This is a genomic window from Mesorhizobium sp. M2A.F.Ca.ET.043.05.1.1, from assembly GCF_003952445.1.
Taxonomy (GTDB): domain Bacteria; phylum Pseudomonadota; class Alphaproteobacteria; order Rhizobiales; family Rhizobiaceae; genus Mesorhizobium.
Genome location: NZ_CP034446.1, coordinates 443,642 through 461,324, shown reverse-complemented (window position 1 = coordinate 461,324; position 17,683 = coordinate 443,642). Strand labels below are relative to the sequence as shown.

Below are 17,683 nucleotides of genomic sequence, written 5' to 3'. Positions count from 1 at the left end.
CTAGCTTCCGACCGCGCCTTGCGCATATTGCGCCAAGAATTCCTCGCTTGGCGGGATCGGCTTGATGACGTCGATCAGCACGCCATTGGGATCTCTGGTGATGAAGTGCCGCTGGCCGAACGGCTCGTCGCGCAAGCTGCGCAGGATCGGCAGGCCGGCGGCAACCACGCGCTCGTAGACGGCATCGGGATCGCGCACCTCGAAATTGATCAGCAGGCCTGACGTTCGTCCGCGCCCCTCCTCCGGGATCGTCTCATGATCCCCTTGCACGACGCCTATATTGACGCGCCTGTCCTCGGTCGATTGCAGATGCACATACCAATCGCTTTCGAAGAGCGGCTTGAAGCGGAAATGCTCGACGTAAAAGGCCGCCGTGCCTTCGACATCGCCCGTCATCAGCACCGGATAGTAGCTGGTCGTCTTCATCTTTCCTTCTCCTCTCATCCAACATACAGTTTGTATGTAAATGCAATAACATACAGGCTGCATGTATGCAACAAGAGCCCGGACGCCGCTCCAACCGCGACCGCACCGAGGCGACGCGCGCCGATCTGATCCGCGCGGCGCGAAAGCTGTTCACGGAAAAATCCTATGCCGAGACCGGCACGCCGGAGATCGTCGCCGAGGCCGGCGTGACGCGCGGGGCGCTCTATCATCATTTCGCCGACAAGCAGGCCCTGTTCGCCGCGGTCGTGGAACAGGAAGCGGCGGCCGTGGCGGCCGAGATCGATCATGCCTCGCCGCCGTCGCTGTCCGCGCGCGAAGCCTTGATCGCCGGATCGGACGCGTATCTCGAGGCAATGCAGGTGCCTGGCCGCACGCGGCTTCTGCTGCTCGACGGGCCGGCCGTGCTTGGCCGCGCCGCCATGGACGAGATCGACAACCGCCACGGCAACCGCTCGCTGCGCGAGGGCCTCGTCGCCGCGATGCGCGCGCAAGCGATGACCAGATTGCCGGCCGAGGCGCTGACCGCCCTGGTCGCCGCCGCCTTCGACCGGGCGGCTCTGGCCATCGAGGCCGGCGCGCCCGCCGAGGACTATCGTGCTGTGCTGATCGCGCTCATGGACGGCTTGTCTCCGGTCCGTCCTCCGCCCACACGCCCGGCTCCATCTCGTTGAAGCAGCCGAGTTGCCGCCTGAACTCGTCGATCAACCAGGTCGCCGCCGGCTTGGGGCTGCGGTCATTGCGGTGCATGGCATATATCGGCGAGCGGACTTCGCGGTAAGGCTCGAGATCGAGCTCGACCAGCCTGCCGCTGGCGAGATCGTCGGCGATCAGCCAACGCGGCAGGCCGCCCCAGCCGAGGCCCTCGCGCATCAGGGCATGCTTGGTGCGCATATCGGTCAGTCGCCAGGTGCGATAGGCAAAGACGCCATAGTCTCGCCCGCGCGTCCGCTCCGACTGGTCGGTGACGACAAGCTGGATGTGCTCGCGCAGGTCCTCGACACCGACCGGCTTCGGCAGTCTGGCTAATGGATGGTCGGGCGCCGCCGCAGGCACCAGGGAGGTGAAGCCGATGCGCAGCAGATTGACGTCGGCATCGCCTTGCAGGCCGCCGAAGCCGAGATCCGCCTGGCCGTTGACGACCTGGTCGACGATCAGACCGAGCGAGCCGATATAAAGCCGCAGCATGACCGCCGGGAACTGCGCCTCGAAGGCCTTGAGCACGCGCACCAGCGCCGGCGAAGGCAGCGTCACGTCGACCGATATCGCCACTTCCGCTTCCAGCCCTTGCCGGTAGCCGTCGGCGCGCGAGCGGATGCGCTGCAGCACGCCGATCATGCGCCGCGCATCCTCCAGCATCGCCTTGCCGACATCGGTCAGCTGCGGCTCGCGCACGCCTTCGCGCTCGAACAGCTTCAGCCCAAGCTGCGCTTCGAGATTGGCGATGCCGTAGCTCACCACCGACTGCGCCCGGTTGAGCTTGCGCCCTGCTGCCGAGAAGCTGCCGGTATCGGCGACTGCCACCAGGATCTGGAGTTGGTCCAATGTCGGGTTCGGCTGCACGGCTATCATCCACTTTGTTGATGGATTGTATACATATTATACCGGTTATCCTGATGGAGCAGCAATCCCATATTGGCGTGGAAAGTTTCAATCCAACCCCAAGGGGACACCGCCATGTCTATTCTTCTCGTTACCTCCAGCCCGCGTGGCGCCGCTTCGCACTCGACCCGCGTCGCCACCGATCTCGCCCAGAAGCTTGTTGCCGCCGATCCGTCCAACACGCTTGTCGTGCGCGATCTGGTCGCCAATCCGCTGCCGCATATCGACCCCGACTACGCCACCGGCATCTACACGCCGGCCGAAGCGCGCACGCCGCGCCAGGCCGAAGTCGTCGGCGTTTCCGACGCCGTGCTCGATGAGGTCTTCGCCGCCGACACGATCATCCTCGCCACCGGCTTCATCAACTTCAACATCTCCTCGACGTTGAAGTCCTGGGTCGACCACGTCGCCCGCTCGGGCAAGACCTTCGCTTACGGCGAGAATGGTCCGAAGGGCCTCGTCGCCGGCAAGAAGGTCTACATCGTGCTCGCTTCCGGCGGCATCTATTCGGAAGGCGCCGCGGTGCAGATGGACCATGCCGTCCCGTATCTGCGCAGCGTGCTCGGCTTCCTCGGCATGACCGACGTTGAAGTGATCCGCGTCGAGGGCGTCGGCATGGGTGCCGATGCCGTGACCGCCGCGCTCGCCAAGGCCACCGCCAAGGTCGATGCGATCGCTGCCGCCAACGCCAATCAGGCCGCCGCGGCTGCCTGATCACCGATGCCGGAGATGAAAGAGGCAGGCGCCCGCCAGCGCTTGCCTCTTTCTGCATTTCGCTCCGGCGCTGGTCATCGTGACGATCCAGAACGCGGTGCCGATCTGGAACGACTTTTTCTTTCCGCTGGTGCTGATCACCTCCGACAATTGGAAGACACTGCCGCAAGGGCTGACCGTGTTCGTCGGCGAATTCACCACCGACTGGGGGGTGCTGTTCACCGGGCTGACACTGGCGGCGCTGCCGATTACCGTGCTCTATATCGTGCTGTCGAAGCAGTTCATTTCCGGCATCACGCAAGGCGCGGTCAAATAGGCGCTTCAAACAACCAAGAGATCGAGGCATCAAAAGTGGCGAACCGGAACAAGATCATCATCACCTGCGCGGTCACGGGCTCGATCCATACGCCATCGATGTCGCCGCATCTGCCGGTGACGGCCGAAGAGATCGCCACCGCCGCGATAGAGGCGGCCGAGGCGGGCGCCGCGATCGTCCATCTCCATGCCCGCAATCCGGTCGACGGCCGCCCCGACCAATCGACCGAGGCCTTCGCGCCTTTCCTGCAGGTCATCAAGCAGCGCTCCAACTGCGTCGTCAACATCACCACCGGTGGTGCCGCGACGATGAGTGTCGAGGAGCGCGTCCGGCCGGCGAAGGTCTTTGCGCCCGAGGTCGCGTCGCTCAACATGGGCTCGATGAATTTCGCGCTGTTCCCGATGCTGGAGCGCTTCAAGACCTTCGAGCATGACTGGGAGCGGCCCTATCTCGAATCCTCGCGCGACCGCATCTTCCGCAACACTTTTGGCGACATCGAGCACATATTGCGCACCTGCGCCGACAACGGCACGCGCTTCGAGATCGAGTGCTACGATATCGGCCATCTCTACACGCTGGCGCATTTCGTCGAGCGCGGCCTGGTCAAGGCGCCGTTCTTCGTCCAGAGCGTGTTCGGCATCCTCGGCGGCATCGGCACGCATCCGGAAGACGTCGCGCACATGAAGCGCACCGCCGACCGACTGTTCGGCAACGATTATCACTGGTCGGTGCTGGGCGCCGGCCGCCATCAACTGCCGATCGCCACGCAGGCGATTGCGCTCGGCGGCAATGTGCGCGTCGGGCTGGAGGATTCACTCTGGATCGGCAAGGGCAAGCTCGCCCGCTCCAGCGCCGAACAGGTGACCAAGGTGCGCCAGATCATCGAAGGCCTCGGCGCCTCGATCGCCACGCCCGACGAGGCGCGCCAGATCCTGCAGCTCAAGGGCGGGGATAAGGTCGCGTTCTGATCGAAAGATGCTGGCCGGCGCAGCCGAAGCTACGGCGCCTAGCCGAACATCCTCTCGCCCTGCTCGTCGACGAGCTGGATGCCTTTCTTGATCGAGATGTCGACGGCATCGTCCAGTCCGGCGAAGCGGTCGGCTCGGATGAAGCGGTGCTCTTTCAGCACGCCGTTCACTTCCTTCGAGACGACGCCGCAGGTCTGGTATTGGCCCTCGGCCTTGTAGGGCGTCGCGCTGATCAGGAAGCCCTTGTGCTCGACCTGCTTGGCCGGCTTGGCGCTGCCGGTCTCCGTGGCCTCACTGCTGCCGCCGCCGAAAAGCTTTTTCAGAAAAGACATTTTTTAAAACTCCATTTTACGCGGGCGTCGAAGATCCGCAGCGCCCTGTTTAATCAGACTTTGTCTCAGCATGCGCGAATGCGCCGCCATGTTCCAGTCCCTTGACGAAAACGCCGACCAGCAGCTCGATCTGATGCCAGATCTCCTCGGCCTGCCGGCTGTCGGAATTGGCCACATAGCCGCTGGTTACGATGCCATGCACACTTGACCACAAGGTCCGGGCCGCAAGCGCGCGGCGGTTGTCGTCGAGGCCGAAATCGCCTGCCTTGAGCACGCCGGCGACAATGTCGAAGAGCGCGTCGAGCAGCGCGTCATAGGCATCGGGGCCCGGCCGCGTCGCACGGCGGCGGTTGAAGGCAAGCACCGCCGGCCAGCTGCCGGGATGCGCCTCGACGAAGCGCACATAGGCCGCCGCCATCGCCAGGATGCGGTGCTGGACATCGGTCACCCCTTGCCTTTCGAGATCGGCCATGGCCGCGAGGCCTGTCGCGCCGAGCCGGTCGAGCAGCCGCATGTTGACGGCCCGGTGCACCTCGTCGAGATCGGCAAAGAGGTTGTAGACCGATCCGACCGAAATGCCGGCCTGCTCGGCGATGGTGCGCGCCTTGAGATTTTCCGCGCCGCCCTCATTGAGCAGCGCCTCGGCGATGGCGAGCACCTTCTCGCTCATTTCTTCCTTGTCCAGCGCCATGCACTTTCCTGCCCTTCTGTCCGGAACCCGCGTGCAGGCCCGAATTCATTCTGTTTGCCTGCGTTTACCATGTCCGACACCCCTTGAACAGCGTTCAAAATAGTTCTTGAACAATGTTCATGTCCTGCTATGTTGGCGTCGTGAACAACGTTCACATCAACAGGGAGAAGACTCAATGCTTAGCCTGATCAAGACATTGCTGGACGGCGCCAGCGCCCGGGCCGAGGACAATCTGAAGGACCGTTTCGCCATCGACCTTCTGGCGCAGCGCATCCGCGACGCGGAAGCGGGCCTCGCCGCCGCCAAGCAGACGCTCGCCTCGCTGATCGTGCGCCAGCGTGCCGAGCAGACCAGCCTCGACCAGCTCGACCGCCGCATCGCCGATCTGGAAACCCGCACGCTGAGCGCGCTTTCCGCCAACAACCAGGCGCTTGCCGAAGGCGGCGCTTCCGCAATCGCCGAGCTCGAGAACGAGCGCGAGGTGCGCCGCGCCACCGTGAAGAGCCTGGGCGAGAAGACCTTGCGTATGCGCCTGTCCGTCGAACAGGCGCATCGCCGCATCATCGGCCTCAATCAGGGCATGATCTCCGCGCGGGCGATTGACGCCGAGCGCAAGGCGCAGTCGCGCCTCAACCGGTCGATCGGCCGCACGGCGAGCATCAACGAGGCGGAGGAACTGCTCGCCCGCATCAGGGAAAGCAGCGACCCGTTCGAGGAGGCCGGCATCCTCGACGAGATCGATGGCGAGCTGCGCCACGAGGCGATCCGCGAGCGCCTCGCCGAGGCAGGCCACGGACCGGCCACCAAGGTGCGCGCCGAGGACGTCCTGGCGCGCCTCAAATCCCTGAACTGAACCCGCTTTCCGAAAAAACAGATCAAATTCCAAGGAGCAATACGATGAACGGCAATCAGACCTATATCCTGTTCAACACCGTGTCCGTGGGCGCCGCCTATTTCATGCTCGGCCTGTCGCTGTGGCTGGCGCCGATCGACCTCTCGACCAAGGGCTATTGGGCGATGGGTGTCCTCCTGCTTACCGGCAGCCTGGTGAACCTGGTCAAATATCGCACCGACGAGCGGATCGCGGCCGAGACCACCGCCAAGATCGAGAAGGCGCGCAACGAGAAGCTGATCAGCGAATATGTCGGCAAGGAATAGTCCTTGCCCTGCCGATCGCTGACTGAATGCAAAAAGCCCGGATCGCTCCGGGCTTTTTGGCTGCTCGTATGAAAATGGCTTAGCGCCGCGCCAGCGCCTCGATCGCCTCGGCGGCGTCTTCCAGGATGCTGATCGCCTCGGCCTGCTTGTCTTCCGGCGCGTCGGCGATGTCGCCGAGCGCGGCGCGCAGACGATGTCGCAGCGCGCGGAACTGGTCGCGCTTTTCCGAACGGCCGCGGCGCCCCTCGTCCTTGTCGTCGCCCCAGCCGAACCACTCGCGCGCCGCGGCCATCTTGCGGCCGAAGCGCTCGAGATGGTCGAGCACGCCGTCGATCATCTCGCGGTTCTCCTCGAGATGCGCCCTGCCGGCCTCGGTGATCGAAAACACCTTCTTGTTGCCTTCGCTGGACGACACCGCGTAGCCCGCCTCTTCCAGGAAGGTCAGCGTCGGATAGACCACGCCCGGGCTCGGGCTGTAGACGCCGCTGGTGCGCTCTTCCAGCGCCTTGATGATGTCATAGCCATGGCGCGGCGCGTCGGCCAAGAGCGACAGCGTGATCAGCTTGAGATCGCCGTCGGCGAGCATCCGGCCAGCGCGGAACATGTCGCCCGGGCCGCCGCGCCCGCCGCCCCTGCCCCCAAACGGACCAAAGCCGCCGCCACCGCGGCCGCCGAACTTGCCGGCCATATGCATGAACATGCGCTCGCCGAAATGATGCCCGGAATGATCGTGCCTGTGCATGGATTGCTCCTTGAGTTATATCTTACGATACATCTTAAGTAAGGCGCACTCCTCGTCGAGTCAAGATATATCTTACGATGTATCGCAGGAGGCGCCAAGCCTTTGGCATTCCGCCTACCAGCGGCCCTTACGCCGGTTCCAGGCGTAGAGAAGGTCCGCGAAACGGTCATAGGCGATGCGCGTCAGCGGCAGCGTTGTCACATTGCCGAACAAGCTCGCCAGCCACCCCTCGCCCGGCGTGAGCCGCCAGACCACGACCGCCACATCGGCGCCGACCAGCAGCCGGCCTTCGCTATCGGTCGCGTGCAGGCGCCGGCGGATATCCTCGAGCGAGGCGCCGAAGGCTGAAAGCGCTTCGGGTTCGAAATTGAGTCGCGGAATGCGACGCGGCCCGCCTTGACCGCCTCGATCAGCCGCCGCCTCTGGCGGCTGATGCCGGCATCGCACACCGGACAGCGCGTGTTGTACCAGACGGTCAGCGGCGGCTTGGGCATGGCGCGACTATCGGGAATGCGGCGCGGCTTCGCAACAGCCGCGCCGGTCCCGGCTTCAGCCGCCTACCCGAGCGAACTGATGATCTCGCGATAGGCGAATTCCGGGAACGCCTTCATCGTCCGCGTCTTGACATTGCCGCCCGACGACAGCAGCAGCGCGAAGCGGGCGAGCACCGCGTCGTCCGGAGCCTCGACGATGGCGACCATGTCGCATTCGCCCATCGTCAGGTAGAATGACTTGAACGAGCCGCCCATTTCCCCCAGCAGCTTTTTGGCCGCATCGAGCCGCTTCGGCGACTCCCGCACGTTCCTGGCGCCCAGCTCGGTCCAGTTGATAAGCACGATGTAGGTTGTCATGGCACACCTCCCACCGGGAGCCACGGAGCGCGACGCCGTTACGACCGGCGCCGGGGCGGGCATCCGGCTTGTCGCCCACAAATGCATCCGACACCGGAATTATCCTCCTGTCGGGCAGATGCGGCAAGGCGGCATGAAAGGTGGCCGGAAACGCCAAAGGGCGCCCAAGGCGCCCTTTGGACTTGCTTGTCTGACCTGCGGATCAGCTGTCGAGGAAGCTTCTGAGCTTGCGCGACCGGCTCGGATGCTTGAGCTTGCGCAGCGCCTTGGCTTCGATCTGGCGGATGCGCTCGCGCGTCACCGAGAACTGCTGGCCGACTTCCTCCAGCGTGTGGTCGGTGTTCATGCCGATGCCGAAGCGCATGCGCAGCACGCGTTCCTCGCGCGGCGTCAGCGAGGCAAGCACCCGCGTCGTCGTCTCGCGCAGATTGGCCTGGATCGCCGCGTCGATCGGCAGGATCGCCATCTTGTCCTCGATGAAGTCGCCGAGATGCGAATCCTCCTCGTCGCCGACAGGCGTTTCGAGCGAGATCGGCTCCTTGGCGATCTTCAGGACCTTGCGCACCTTTTCCAGCGGCATAGCGAGCTTTTCCGCCAGTTCCTCCGGGGTCGGCTCGCGGCCGATCTCGTGCAGCATCTGGCGCGAGGTGCGAACGATCTTGTTGATCGTCTCGATCATGTGCACCGGAATGCGGATGGTGCGCGCCTGGTCGGCGATCGAGCGGGTGATGGCCTGCCGGATCCACCAGGTGGCGTAGGTCGAGAACTTGTAGCCGCGACGGTATTCGAACTTATCGACCGCCTTCATCAGGCCGATATTGCCTTCCTGAATGAGGTCCAGGAACTGCAGGCCGCGGTTGGTGTATTTCTTGGCGATGGAGATGACGAGACGCAGGTTCGCCTCGACCATTTCCTTCTTGGCAATCGCGGCCTCGCGCTCGCCCTTCTGCACCTGGTTCACGATCTTGCGGAATTCCAGGATCGAGATCGCCGTTTCGGTAGCGAGATTCTGGATCTCGGCGCGCAGCTCCTTGATCGTGTCCTTCTCGTTCTTGGTGAATTCCTTCCAACCGCGCGAGGTCAAATTGGCGATCGAGCGGGTCCAGTTCGGATCGAGCTCCGAGCCCTGATATTCCTTGAGGAATTCCTCGCGGCGCACGCCATAGCTCTCGGCGAGCCGCAGAAGCTTGCCCTCGTTCTGCACCAGGCGCTTGTTGATGTCGTAGAGCTGCTCGACCAGCGCCTCGATGCGCGCGGCGTTGAGCGACAGCGACTTCACCGCCTTGATCAGCTGGTCCTTCAGTTCCTTCAGCCGGCGGTCCTGGCTTGGCGAGAGCGTGCCGGCGGCGGCGAGACGATTCTCGACCTGCTGGTCCTGCAGCTTGCGCAGCTTCTTGTAGGTGTCGGCGATGACGTCGAGCGTCTCCATCACCTGCGGGCGCAGTTCCGCTTCCATCGCGGCCAGCGACAGGCTGGCCTCGTCCTCGTCGTCTTCCTCTTCCTCCAGCCCGCGCGTATCGCCGCCGACATTGGTGATGTCGTCTTCTTCCTCGCGCGCCGCCGCGCGGCCGCGCGGCTTCTCTTCGGGCTTGGCCGTTTCTTCGACGCGTTCGACCACCGGCGCCTGCTTGGCCTCGGGACCGGCATAGGTCGCTTCGAGGTCGATGATCTCGCGCAGCAGTATCTTCGATTCGTTGAGCTCGTCGCGCCAGATGATGATGGCCTGGAAGGTCAGCGGGCTTTCGCACAGACCCGCGATCATCGTTTCGCGGCCGGCCTCGATACGCTTGGCGATGGCGATTTCGCCCTCGCGCGACAGAAGCTCGACCGAGCCCATCTCGCGCAGATACATGCGCACCGGATCGTCGGTGCGATCGGTCGGCTCTTTTTTGGTGGTCGTGGCGGCAACGGCGGTGCCGGTCTGCTCGGCAAGCTCGTTGGCGTCTTCCTCGCTGTCGCCGGCGGGCTCGGCCTCGGCCTCTTCGCCCTGCTCGTCATCCTCGACGACGTTGATGCCCATGTCGCTGAGCATCGCGTTGATGTCTTCGATGCGGTCCGGATCCGTCTCTTCCGAGGGCAGCACCGCGTTCAATTCGTCGAGCGTGACATAGCCGCGTTTCTTCGCGGCCTTGATCATCTTCTTGACAGCATCGTCGGAAAGGTCGAGCAGAGGGCCATCGGTGGCGCCTTCGCGTTCGGTCTCGACCTCTTCCTTTTCCTTTGTCGCCATTCTTTGTCGTCTCCAAGCGGCCCAATATCGAGGCCGCGTAAACTGTCGGACCGGTTACGCCGGATGTGCTCGTACCGGAATGCTTTTTACCGGCCGGGCAACCGCGTCATCTCTTTTGTTTTGTGCATCTCGTTTGCCCCACACCGGTTTTCACTTTTGGGCGACATGCATTAAGTCCAGATTAACCCTGATATCTGGAGCAGGCGTTTTGCCTGTCCAGCCGTCACCGGCACCTCACATCGCTCAAATTTCCCGCCGACGCCGGGGCACGGTTAACGTTTCGAATCGTCCTGATTCCGCCAATCTGCCAGAAGGTCAAGCGCCTCTGGCATGATTCGCATGAAAAAAGCGAATCAATTACCCGACTTAGAGGCGTCGATTCGACGCGCTGCGCATTTCCACTTCACTTCCAATGGGTGGTGTTCGGCCCTAAACGCGGCCAACCCTGCCCGATGAAACGCCGAACCCTTCGATCAGCGCTTCCGTTGCCTGCACATCGTTGAATTGCGCTTGAATCTCGACGAGATGCCGGAAGTTTTCGTCCGAAGGGTCTGCATCGAGCGCCGCCTGCGCCTGTTTCAGCTCTCTATGTAAGGTGCGGGCGCTGCGCTGCAAGTGCATCGCCTGGTTGAAGGCGTCGCGGGCGTCGTCGAGCGCGGCGGTTTCGAGCGCCGGCCATTGCCGCGCCCGCTTGATCAGCTCCACCGCCCGCTCCCAGATGCCGCCGCAGCCGGCGCGCTCGATGGTGGCGATGACCGCGCCGCGCTCGTCGGCCGCGTCATGCGCCATCGCGTCGAGGATGGCGGCGTGGAGTTTCTTCAAATCAGAATTGGCGAGGTCGAGGAATTCGACATGGGCGAAATTCTCGTCAATCAGCGCCGGGTGGTTTACCAGAGCCACGATGATCGTCGCCTCGCGCACCGACATCCCCTCGCCGGCGCGCTTGACCAGCGCCGACTGGCCAAGGCTTTCAGTGATCGCGATGCGGCCGCTTCCGCCCTTAGCGAACTGCCCGCCGGGCGCCGCGGCCTTGCCCTGGCCGCGCTCTCCCGGCCGGCCGCCATCCTGGCGACCCTGCCGAGCATTGCGTTGTGAGCCGAAGAAGCTCAGCTCCCGCTCGCGCATAGCCTGCTGGTAATGGTAGCGCGTGCTCTCGTCGCGGATGCGGCTGGTCAGTTCGCGCAGCGTCTTTCCCAGTTCGGCGCGACGTTCCGGCGTTTCGAAGACGCCGCCGGCGGTCTCCCGCATCCACAGGAGATCGACAAGCGGCCGCGCCTCCGCCAGCACTGCCCGGAACGCATCCGGCCCCTCTGCCTTGACCAGATCGTCAGGGTCCTTGCCTTCCGGCAGCAGCGCAAACCGCGCCGAGCGTCCTGCCTGCACCGAAGGCAGGGCCAGATCCGCGGCACGCCATGCCGCTTTCAATCCTGCCTTGTCGCCGTCGAAGCAAAGCACCGGCTCGGGCGCCATGCGCCACAACAGCTCGAGCTGATTTTCGGTGAGCGCGGTGCCGAGCGGCGCCACGGCATTCTCGAAGCCGGCCTGCGCCAGCGCGATAACGTCCATATAGCCTTCGACCGCGATCACCGTACCGCCTTTCGCCAGCGCCTTGCGGGCGCGGGCGAAATTGTAGAGCACGTTGCCCTTGTGGAAGAGCTCGGTGTCGGGCGAGTTCATGTATTTGGCGAGCGCATCCGGCGCCAGCGCGCGACCGCCGAAGGCGATGATCTTGCCGCGCGAATCCGGGATCGGGAACATAACGCGGTCGCGGAACCAGTCATAGGAAACCGGAATGTCGTCGCCATGCCGCACCAGCCCGCAGGCCTCGATATCGGCCTTCGGCACGCCCTTCGCGGCGAGATGCTCTTTCAAGGCGTTGCGGCTGTCGGGCGCATAGCCCAGCCGGAACGATTGCTGCGTCGCCGACGTCAGTCCGCGCTCCCTGAGATACGCACGGGCTTTGGCACCGTCGGCGCTCTGCAGTCGCTCCTGGAAGAAGGCGGTCGCCATCTCCATCACCTCGGTCAGGCTGGCGCGCTCCTTCTCGCGCCGTTCTTCCCGTTCATCGCGCACCGGCATCGGCACGCCGGCCATTTCGGCGATCTTCTCGACCGCTTCGGGAAAACTCATGCCGTCGAGCTCGGTGAGGAACTTGAAATGATCGCCCGACACCGAGCAGCCGAAGCAGTGATAACGGCCCTTCTTGTCCTCGCAGTGGAAGGACGGGCTTTTCTCCCCATGGAACGGGCAGCAGGCCCAATAGTCGCCGCGCGATGCGTTGGTCTTCTTCCTGTCCCACGCGACACGCGTGCCGATCACCGATGAAATCGGCACGCGGTCGCGAATCTCGTCGAGGAAGGCGGGTGGAAAGCGCATCTAAGAAAGCTCGTTTGCCCTCCATATAATCAAGCCGGCCGGGCGCTGCGACTCTGTCCGGCCCATCGTACCCGCTTTTCACAGACGAAAAGAAGGCGGCCGGGGCGGCCGCCTTCTGCATTACCGGTTGTCGCGGTTTACTGCGCGGCGATCGCGCCGAAGATGATGCCGGACAGGATGCTGACCAGCACATAATCGTTGCCGACGCGGATCCACTCCTGGCCGGGTCCGGGGCGGCGCAGGCCGTAGCGGTTCCAGTCGCGGACCGGCTGGTGACGCTTCCAGTTGGGGTATCTCTGACCGTTGCGCCAATGGCTGCGCTTCACGACCTTCTTCTTGACGATGACGCGCTTGTCGACATGCCGGCCGGGCTTCTGCCAGTCGACCTGCGTGTAATTCGACTGCGGCGCGCTCGGCTGGGCGATCGGCGCGGCCTGGCCGGAGAAGGCCGAGGCGGCCAGCATCGAGGCGGTGACGGCGGAAAGTATGAGACGCTTCATGGTCGGTACTCCTTGTTGTCGATAGACGCAGGAGTAACCGCCAATGGATGAACCGAACTGAACGCTGGAATTACAATTCTGTAATGATTTCCGATGCTTGCTCGAGCCGCTTCAACAACACCGCGGATTCCTCCGGCCACGCCGCCAAGCGTTGGGCATCATGAAGCGAACCGCAGCCGCCAAGCGCATGCAACCAATGCCTTCTCCGTTCATTTCCGACATGCGCCGTCGAGCCGAGACGATCATCGCATCAGAGAAATCTATTATTCGGCTAATCTTAATTGGTATATTTCGACGCGTTGAATGGCTAAGATTCGTACTCCTCTCCACGTCGCCGCAGCAACCCCGCGGGGTTGGCTGTGAGCGGCTCCGTCGTCCTCCTGCACCTTGCCGGCGCGGTGGCGCTGATGCTGTTCGCCACCCGTATGGTGAAGACAGGGGTCGAGCGCGCCTATGGCGACGTGCTGCGCCACAGGCTGCGCGCCACCATGCGCAATCCGGTCATGGCGGTGCTCACAGGCTGCGGCCTGGCAGTCGCGCTGCAGAGCTCGACCGCGGTGACGCTGCTGGTCGGCTCCTTCGCCGGCGCCGGCATCGTTTCGGGCGCCGCCGGACAACTGGCTGTGCGCGGCGCCGAGATCGGCTCGGCGCTGGTGGCCAAGCTGCTTACCTTCGATCTGACGCTTTTGGTGCCGCTCTGCCTGATCGCGGGCACGGTCATGTTCATGGCCACCGAGCGGCGGGATTGGCGGCAGACGGGCCGCATCCTGATCGGCGTCGGCCTTCTGATCCTGTCTCTGGAGATGATCGGCCAGGCGTCGGAGCCGCTGCGCAACAGCCAGCTGATGCCGCTGATCATCAATTATTTCTCCGGCGACTCCATCACCACCTACTTGCTGGCCGCGCTGGTCACCTGGCTGTTCCAGTCGAGCATCGCCGCTGTGCTTTTGATGGCGACGCTGGCAGGCCGCGGGCTGATCACGCCGGAACTCGGCGTCGTGCTGGTGCTGGGCGTCAATCTCGGCTCGTCGCTGATTGCGCCGATGCTGACGCGGTCGGCCCCGCCCGAGGTGCGCATCGTGCCGGTCGGCAATCTTTTGATGCGCGGCCTCGGCTCGCTGATCATGCTGGTCCTGATCATGACCTTCAAGCCGGATGTCGGCTTCCTCGGCAGAAGCGCGCCCGATCAGATCGTCAACGCCCACATCCTGTTCAATGTGCTGATCCTGCTGGCCGGACTGCCGCTGGCCGGCCTCGTCTACCGCGCTTCCGAAAAGATCGTGGCGCTGGGCAGCACGCCGCAGCCGGCCGCCACGCTCGAGGTCGTGGAGCTGTCGGCGCTGAACGAGAGCGCCCTCGATACGCCGAGCCAGGCGTTGGCCAACGCGACGCGCGAGGTGGTGCGGGTTTGCGAGATCGTCGAGATCATGCTGAAGCGCATCATCGAGCTTTATGAGGATGCCGACCCCGCCAAGATCAAGGCGCTTGCCGCGCTCGACGACCGCGTCGACCGGAAGCACGCCGCGATCAAGCTCTACTTAGCCAAAGTCACTCGGAACCCGCTGACCGAGGACGAGGCGTTGCGCTGCCAGGAGCTGATCGGCGCCTGCGTCAAGCTGGAGCAGGTCGGCGACATCATCGTGCGCAACATGCTGGTGCATGTCAGGAAGAAGCTGGAGCGCGGCCTGGAGTTCACGCCGGAAGGCTGGCAGGAGCTTTTCGCCTTCCACTCTTCCGTGCTTGCCAATGCGCGGCTCGCCTTCAACGTGCTCGTCTCGCGCGACCCGGAAACCGCCAGGCAATTGGTTCTGGAGAAGGACCTGTTGCGCGAGCGCGAGAAGGAAACCAGCGCCAGCCATTTCCTGCGACTGCGCGAAGGCACCGCCAAGAGCGTCGAGACCAGCTCGATCCACCTCGACACCATCCGCGACCTGAAGCAGATCAACTCGCTGCTGGCCTCGATCGCCTATCCGGTGCTCGAGGAGCGCGGCCTGCTCGGCGGCTCGCGGCTGAAGGCCAGCTGAGGGAACTCAAGAAAAGCTAAAGCGGTATCGACAATTTCTCCATTGCCGCGCCCGCCCAGGCGTGGTTTGAGGCCATGCATTCCTCGCCTATGTTTTGAACCATGCTGCCGCTGATTGCCCTTTTCCTTGCCGCCTTCGCCTTTGGCACCACCGAATTCGTCATCGCCGGCGTGCTGCCGGAGGTGGCGCAAGGTCTCGGCGTTTCGGTGCCGACCGCCGGCTATCTCGTTTCCGGCTATGCCTGCGGCATCGCCATCGGCGGCCCGCTGCTGGCGCTCATGACCAGCAAGGTCTCGCGCAAGACGCTGCTCATCGGACTGACGATCGCCTTCACACTCGGCCAGGTGGCCTGCGCGCTGGCGCCCGATTTCACCGCGATGCTTCTGCTGCGCATCGCGACCGCCGTGGCGCATGGCTGCTATTTCGGCGTCGCCATGGTGGTTGCGGTCAGCCTGGTGCGCGAGGACCAGCGAGGCCGGGCGGTCGCGGTGATCCTCTCGGGGCTGACCGTTTCCAACGTGATCGGCGTGCCCGCCGGCACCGCGATCGGCAGCCTGTGGGGCTGGCGCGCCACCTTCTGGGTGATGGGCGTGCTCGGCCTCGTCGCGATCCTAGCCATGCTGGCGCTGTTGCCGCGAACGGCGGGCGCCGCCAGCCGGCCCGCCGGGCTGGCGCGCGAAGTTCGCGTGCTTGGCCGCCAGCAGGTCTGGACCTCGCTGATCCTCATGCTGATGCTGATGATCGGCCAGTTCGCGCTGTTCACCTACATCACGCCGATGCTGCTCGAAGTGACCGGCCTCGACGAAAGCCTTATCCCGTGGGTGCTGCTGCTCAACGGCGTCGGCGCCACGATCGGCGTCCTGGTTGGCGGCAAGCTCGCCGACTGGAAGCTGATGCCGTCGCTGATCGTCATGCTCGCCCTGCAGGCGGTGGCGCTCGGCGTCATCCATCTTGTCAGCCCCTACCCGGTGCCGATGATCGTCGCCATCGTCATCTGGGGCGGTCTGAATTTCGCCATCGGCGCGCCGATCCAGACGCGCATCCTCGCCTGGACGGCCGATGCCTCCAACCTCGCTTCCGCGCTGATCCCGTCCGGCTTCAATGTCGGCATCGCGCTCGCTGCGTCGATGGGTGCTGCGATGCTCAATGCCGGCTACGGCTATCGCAGCCTGCCGCTCGCAGGCGCCCTGGCCATGCTGGTGGCGGTGGTGGTGGCTATCGGCTCGCAAGCCTGGGAATGGCGCAGCCGCGCGACGCCGCCGCTGCCGGCGGCGGCCGAGTAACGGGCCGCGCCAAGCCACGGTTTGCTGCTTCAGACCTTCGGTCGCGAGGAGCCCGGCACTCCCGAAAGGATGGAAGCGAGGCTTTCAAGGCCCTCCGTCAATCGGTCGCGGTTGGGCGTGGCGCCGAGCGCCAGTCGAAACCCATTGGCGAAGTCCGGCCCGACGGCGAACTCTTCCGCGGGGCTGATGGCCAGCCCGCGACGGCGGGCAATGTCGGCGAGTTCGCCCGAGCGCAACCGGCTCTCCAGCGGATACCACAGATGCAGGCTGGCCTCCGATGCCGCAAAGCCCTTGGGCAGGATGTTGCGCGCGATCTCCTGCCTGGCCTGCGCTTCGGCGCGCACGGCGGCGGTGATCTCCCCGGCTAGGCCGCTTCGCAGCCACTCGCAGGCGAGGCCCGTCATCAGCGGCGGCGCCATCATGGTGGTCCCGCGTATCGCTGCCGCGATGCGCTCGGCGGCCTGCGGATCAGGCGCCGCCAGAAAGGCCGTGCGCAGGAAAGGCGAGATGCATTTCGCCAATGTCGCGACATGGAAGGTTCGTTCAGGCGCCAGGGTCAGAAAGGCCGGCGGCGGTGTGACGAGCAGCCTTCTGTAGGGATCGTCCTCGACGATGGTCAGCTCGAGCTTGTCGGCCATGCGGGCGAGTTCGCGCCGCCTGCCTTCGGCCATGACGGATGCGGTCGGATTTTGCAGCGTCGGATTGAGATAGAGGACACGTGCGCCGTGCCGCCGCACCGCCTCTTCGAGATCGTCCGGCAGCATGCCGTCACCGTCGTTTGCGACGGCGGCGAGCTTGCGCCGCGTGGTCCCGGCCAGCGCGATCAGCCCGGGATAGGTCAGCGCGTCGGCAAGGATCGTGTCGCCCTCGCGCGTCTCTGCCAGCACGACGGCCGTGAGCAGCGCCTGCGCACCCGAACCGACAACGACCCTGTCGACCGGCAGCCTGTCTCCCGTTGCGGCGAGCCAGGACGAGCCGGCGGCGCGCTCCGCGGGCGAGCCTGGGCCGGGATGATAGGAAAGCAGCGCTTCCGCGCTGGAGCGCTTGAGCAGCCCCTCGATGCCCGTCCGGATCAAGGCCGGCAGGTTGAGGCCGGCGGGTGCCGGCGGGATGTTCATGCTGAGATCGAGGACAGGCTCTTCCGGTTCGCCCGGCGTGACGAAGGTGCCGCGGCCCGCCGTCGCGTCGATAAGATTCCTGCGCCTGGCTTCGGAAAACGCCCGCGTGACGGTCGTAAGATCGACCCCGAGGAGCCTGGCGAGTTCCCGCTGCGGCGGCAATCGGTCGCCCGGCTGCAACCGGCCGCCCGACCGGGCATCCGCCAAGGCATCGACGATCTTGAGATAGACCGGTCGCGGTCCCGCCTCCAGAACCGGAAGCCAGCCCATGTCACTTTCTCGGGTCACTCATTCGCATCCATACATTTTGTCGCATTGTCTGCATACAAGAATG

The 17,683-nt window shown here is 64.5% G+C and carries 18 protein-coding genes and 1 pseudogene; 8 read left to right on the top strand and 11 right to left on the bottom strand.

Annotated elements, in window-relative coordinates:
- Positions 1-426 carry a VOC family protein gene (locus tag EJ069_RS02220; protein WP_126059873.1) on the bottom strand — a complete coding sequence of 142 codons (426 nt, stop codon included), beginning with the start codon at positions 424-426 and terminating at the stop codon, positions 1-3.
- 65 nt (positions 427-491) lie between these two features.
- Here EJ069_RS02220 and EJ069_RS02215 point away from each other — a divergent pair, with 65 nt between their 5' ends.
- Entirely contained in the window at positions 492-1,118 is a 627-nt protein-coding gene (locus tag EJ069_RS02215) for a TetR/AcrR family transcriptional regulator (RefSeq protein ID WP_126059872.1), read from the top strand.
- Here the strand turns inward: EJ069_RS02215 and EJ069_RS02210 are convergent.
- A complete protein-coding gene (locus EJ069_RS02210) occupies positions 1,060-2,007 on the bottom strand; it encodes a LysR family transcriptional regulator (protein WP_126059871.1) in 948 nt (315 codons plus the stop codon). The genes EJ069_RS02215 and EJ069_RS02210 overlap by 59 nt on opposite strands.
- 114 nt (positions 2,008-2,121) lie before the next feature.
- Between EJ069_RS02210 and EJ069_RS02205 the strand changes: the two genes are divergently transcribed.
- The 3 genes from EJ069_RS02205 to EJ069_RS02195 all read left to right on the top strand — a co-directional run bounded on the left by EJ069_RS02205 (position 2,122) and on the right by EJ069_RS02195 (position 4,044).
- The gene (locus EJ069_RS02205) at positions 2,122-2,760 is read left to right on the top strand and encodes an FMN-dependent NADH-azoreductase (protein ID WP_126059870.1); all 639 of its coding nucleotides are present in this window, start codon (positions 2,122-2,124) and stop codon (positions 2,758-2,760) included.
- 79 nt (positions 2,761-2,839) lie between these two features.
- Complete coding sequence (locus EJ069_RS02200; protein ID WP_245456419.1) at positions 2,840-3,076, top strand: hypothetical protein; 237 nt, start codon at positions 2,840-2,842, stop codon at positions 3,074-3,076.
- A 35-nt stretch (positions 3,077-3,111) separates the two neighbouring features.
- The gene (locus EJ069_RS02195) at positions 3,112-4,044 is read left to right on the top strand and encodes a 3-keto-5-aminohexanoate cleavage protein (protein ID WP_126059869.1); all 933 of its coding nucleotides are present in this window, start codon (positions 3,112-3,114) and stop codon (positions 4,042-4,044) included.
- 38 nt (positions 4,045-4,082) lie between these two features.
- Here EJ069_RS02195 and EJ069_RS02190 read toward each other — a convergent pair whose 3' ends face one another.
- Positions 4,083-4,376, bottom strand: a complete 294-nt coding sequence (locus EJ069_RS02190) for an HlyU family transcriptional regulator (RefSeq protein ID WP_126059868.1) — start codon at positions 4,374-4,376, stop codon at positions 4,083-4,085.
- Positions 4,377-4,425: 49 nt separating this feature from the next.
- On the bottom strand, positions 4,426-5,067 hold the full coding sequence (locus EJ069_RS02185; RefSeq protein WP_126059867.1) for a TetR/AcrR family transcriptional regulator: 642 nt from the start codon (positions 5,065-5,067) through the stop codon (positions 4,426-4,428).
- A gap of 175 nt (positions 5,068-5,242) precedes the next feature.
- On the opposite strand from EJ069_RS02185, the gene EJ069_RS02180 reads away from it, so the two are divergent.
- Together EJ069_RS02180 and EJ069_RS02175 are read left to right on the top strand one after the other, a co-directional pair.
- A complete protein-coding gene (locus EJ069_RS02180; RefSeq protein WP_126059866.1) occupies positions 5,243-5,920 on the top strand; it encodes a PspA/IM30 family protein in 678 nt (225 codons plus the stop codon).
- 44 nt (positions 5,921-5,964) lie between these two features.
- Positions 5,965-6,225 carry a YiaA/YiaB family inner membrane protein gene (locus tag EJ069_RS02175; RefSeq protein ID WP_126059865.1) on the top strand — a complete coding sequence of 87 codons (261 nt, stop codon included), beginning with the start codon at positions 5,965-5,967 and terminating at the stop codon, positions 6,223-6,225.
- A 79-nt stretch (positions 6,226-6,304) separates the two neighbouring features.
- Here the strand turns inward: EJ069_RS02175 and EJ069_RS02170 are convergent, their stop codons facing one another.
- The 6 genes and pseudogenes from EJ069_RS02170 to EJ069_RS02145 form a co-directional block, all read right to left on the bottom strand.
- Positions 6,305-6,967, bottom strand: coding sequence for a PadR family transcriptional regulator (locus EJ069_RS02170; protein ID WP_126059864.1), 663 nt, complete (start codon positions 6,965-6,967; stop codon positions 6,305-6,307).
- Between the two features lie 114 nt (positions 6,968-7,081).
- A pseudogene (locus EJ069_RS02165) lies at positions 7,082-7,461 on the bottom strand (DCC1-like thiol-disulfide oxidoreductase family protein).
- Positions 7,462-7,524: 63 nt separating this feature from the next.
- Positions 7,525-7,818, bottom strand: a complete 294-nt coding sequence (locus EJ069_RS02160) for a GYD domain-containing protein (RefSeq protein ID WP_042646984.1) — start codon at positions 7,816-7,818, stop codon at positions 7,525-7,527.
- 202 nt (positions 7,819-8,020) lie between these two features.
- Positions 8,021-10,048 (bottom strand): RNA polymerase sigma factor RpoD, encoded by a 2,028-nt coding sequence (gene rpoD, locus EJ069_RS02155; RefSeq protein ID WP_126059863.1) that lies wholly within the window; start codon positions 10,046-10,048, stop codon positions 8,021-8,023.
- Positions 10,049-10,477: 429 nt separating this feature from the next.
- Positions 10,478-12,424: a DNA primase gene (dnaG, locus tag EJ069_RS02150; protein ID WP_126059862.1), complete on the bottom strand. Its 1,947-nt coding sequence runs from the start codon at positions 12,422-12,424 to the stop codon at positions 10,478-10,480.
- A 137-nt stretch (positions 12,425-12,561) separates the two neighbouring features.
- Complete coding sequence (locus tag EJ069_RS02145) at positions 12,562-12,924, bottom strand: RcnB family protein (RefSeq protein ID WP_126059861.1); 363 nt, start codon at positions 12,922-12,924, stop codon at positions 12,562-12,564.
- A 359-nt stretch (positions 12,925-13,283) separates the two neighbouring features.
- Here EJ069_RS02145 and EJ069_RS02140 point away from each other — a divergent pair, with 359 nt between their 5' ends.
- The gene (locus tag EJ069_RS02140; protein WP_126059860.1) at positions 13,284-14,948 is read left to right on the top strand and encodes a Na/Pi cotransporter family protein; all 1,665 of its coding nucleotides are present in this window, start codon (positions 13,284-13,286) and stop codon (positions 14,946-14,948) included.
- 101 nt (positions 14,949-15,049) lie between these two features.
- Positions 15,050-16,231, top strand: coding sequence for an MFS transporter (locus EJ069_RS02135; RefSeq protein ID WP_126059859.1), 1,182 nt, complete (start codon positions 15,050-15,052; stop codon positions 16,229-16,231).
- Between the two features lie 29 nt (positions 16,232-16,260).
- Here the strand turns inward: EJ069_RS02135 and EJ069_RS02130 are convergent, their stop codons facing one another.
- Positions 16,261-17,619, bottom strand: coding sequence for a PLP-dependent aminotransferase family protein (locus EJ069_RS02130; RefSeq protein WP_126059858.1), 1,359 nt, complete (start codon positions 17,617-17,619; stop codon positions 16,261-16,263).
- Between the last annotated feature and the right edge of the window lie 64 nt (positions 17,620-17,683).

Bases quoted from the DNA above. Each gene is read 5' to 3' on its own strand.
- dnaG (WP_126059862.1), bottom strand. From the start codon at position 12,424: ATGCGCTTTCCACCCGCCTTCCTCGACGAGATTCGCGACCGCGTGCCG.
- EJ069_RS02145 (WP_126059861.1), bottom strand. From the start codon at position 12,924: ATGAAGCGTCTCATACTTTCCGCCGTCACCGCCTCGATGCTGGCCGCC.
- EJ069_RS02185 (WP_126059867.1), bottom strand. From the start codon at position 5,067: ATGGCGCTGGACAAGGAAGAAATGAGCGAGAAGGTGCTCGCCATCGCC.
- EJ069_RS02220 (WP_126059873.1), bottom strand. From the start codon at position 426: ATGAAGACGACCAGCTACTATCCGGTGCTGATGACGGGCGATGTCGAA.
- EJ069_RS02180 (WP_126059866.1), top strand. From the start codon at position 5,243: ATGCTTAGCCTGATCAAGACATTGCTGGACGGCGCCAGCGCCCGGGCC.
- EJ069_RS02205 (WP_126059870.1), top strand. From the start codon at position 2,122: ATGTCTATTCTTCTCGTTACCTCCAGCCCGCGTGGCGCCGCTTCGCAC.
- EJ069_RS02215 (WP_126059872.1), top strand. From the start codon at position 492: ATGCAACAAGAGCCCGGACGCCGCTCCAACCGCGACCGCACCGAGGCG.
- EJ069_RS02190 (WP_126059868.1), bottom strand. From the start codon at position 4,376: ATGTCTTTTCTGAAAAAGCTTTTCGGCGGCGGCAGCAGTGAGGCCACG.
- rpoD (WP_126059863.1), bottom strand. From the start codon at position 10,048: ATGGCGACAAAGGAAAAGGAAGAGGTCGAGACCGAACGCGAAGGCGCC.
- EJ069_RS02175 (WP_126059865.1), top strand. From the start codon at position 5,965: ATGAACGGCAATCAGACCTATATCCTGTTCAACACCGTGTCCGTGGGC.
- EJ069_RS02160 (WP_042646984.1), bottom strand. From the start codon at position 7,818: ATGACAACCTACATCGTGCTTATCAACTGGACCGAGCTGGGCGCCAGG.
- EJ069_RS02135 (WP_126059859.1), top strand. From the start codon at position 15,050: ATGCTGCCGCTGATTGCCCTTTTCCTTGCCGCCTTCGCCTTTGGCACC.
- EJ069_RS02170 (WP_126059864.1), bottom strand. From the start codon at position 6,967: ATGCACAGGCACGATCATTCCGGGCATCATTTCGGCGAGCGCATGTTC.
- EJ069_RS02130 (WP_126059858.1), bottom strand. From the start codon at position 17,619: ATGGGCTGGCTTCCGGTTCTGGAGGCGGGACCGCGACCGGTCTATCTC.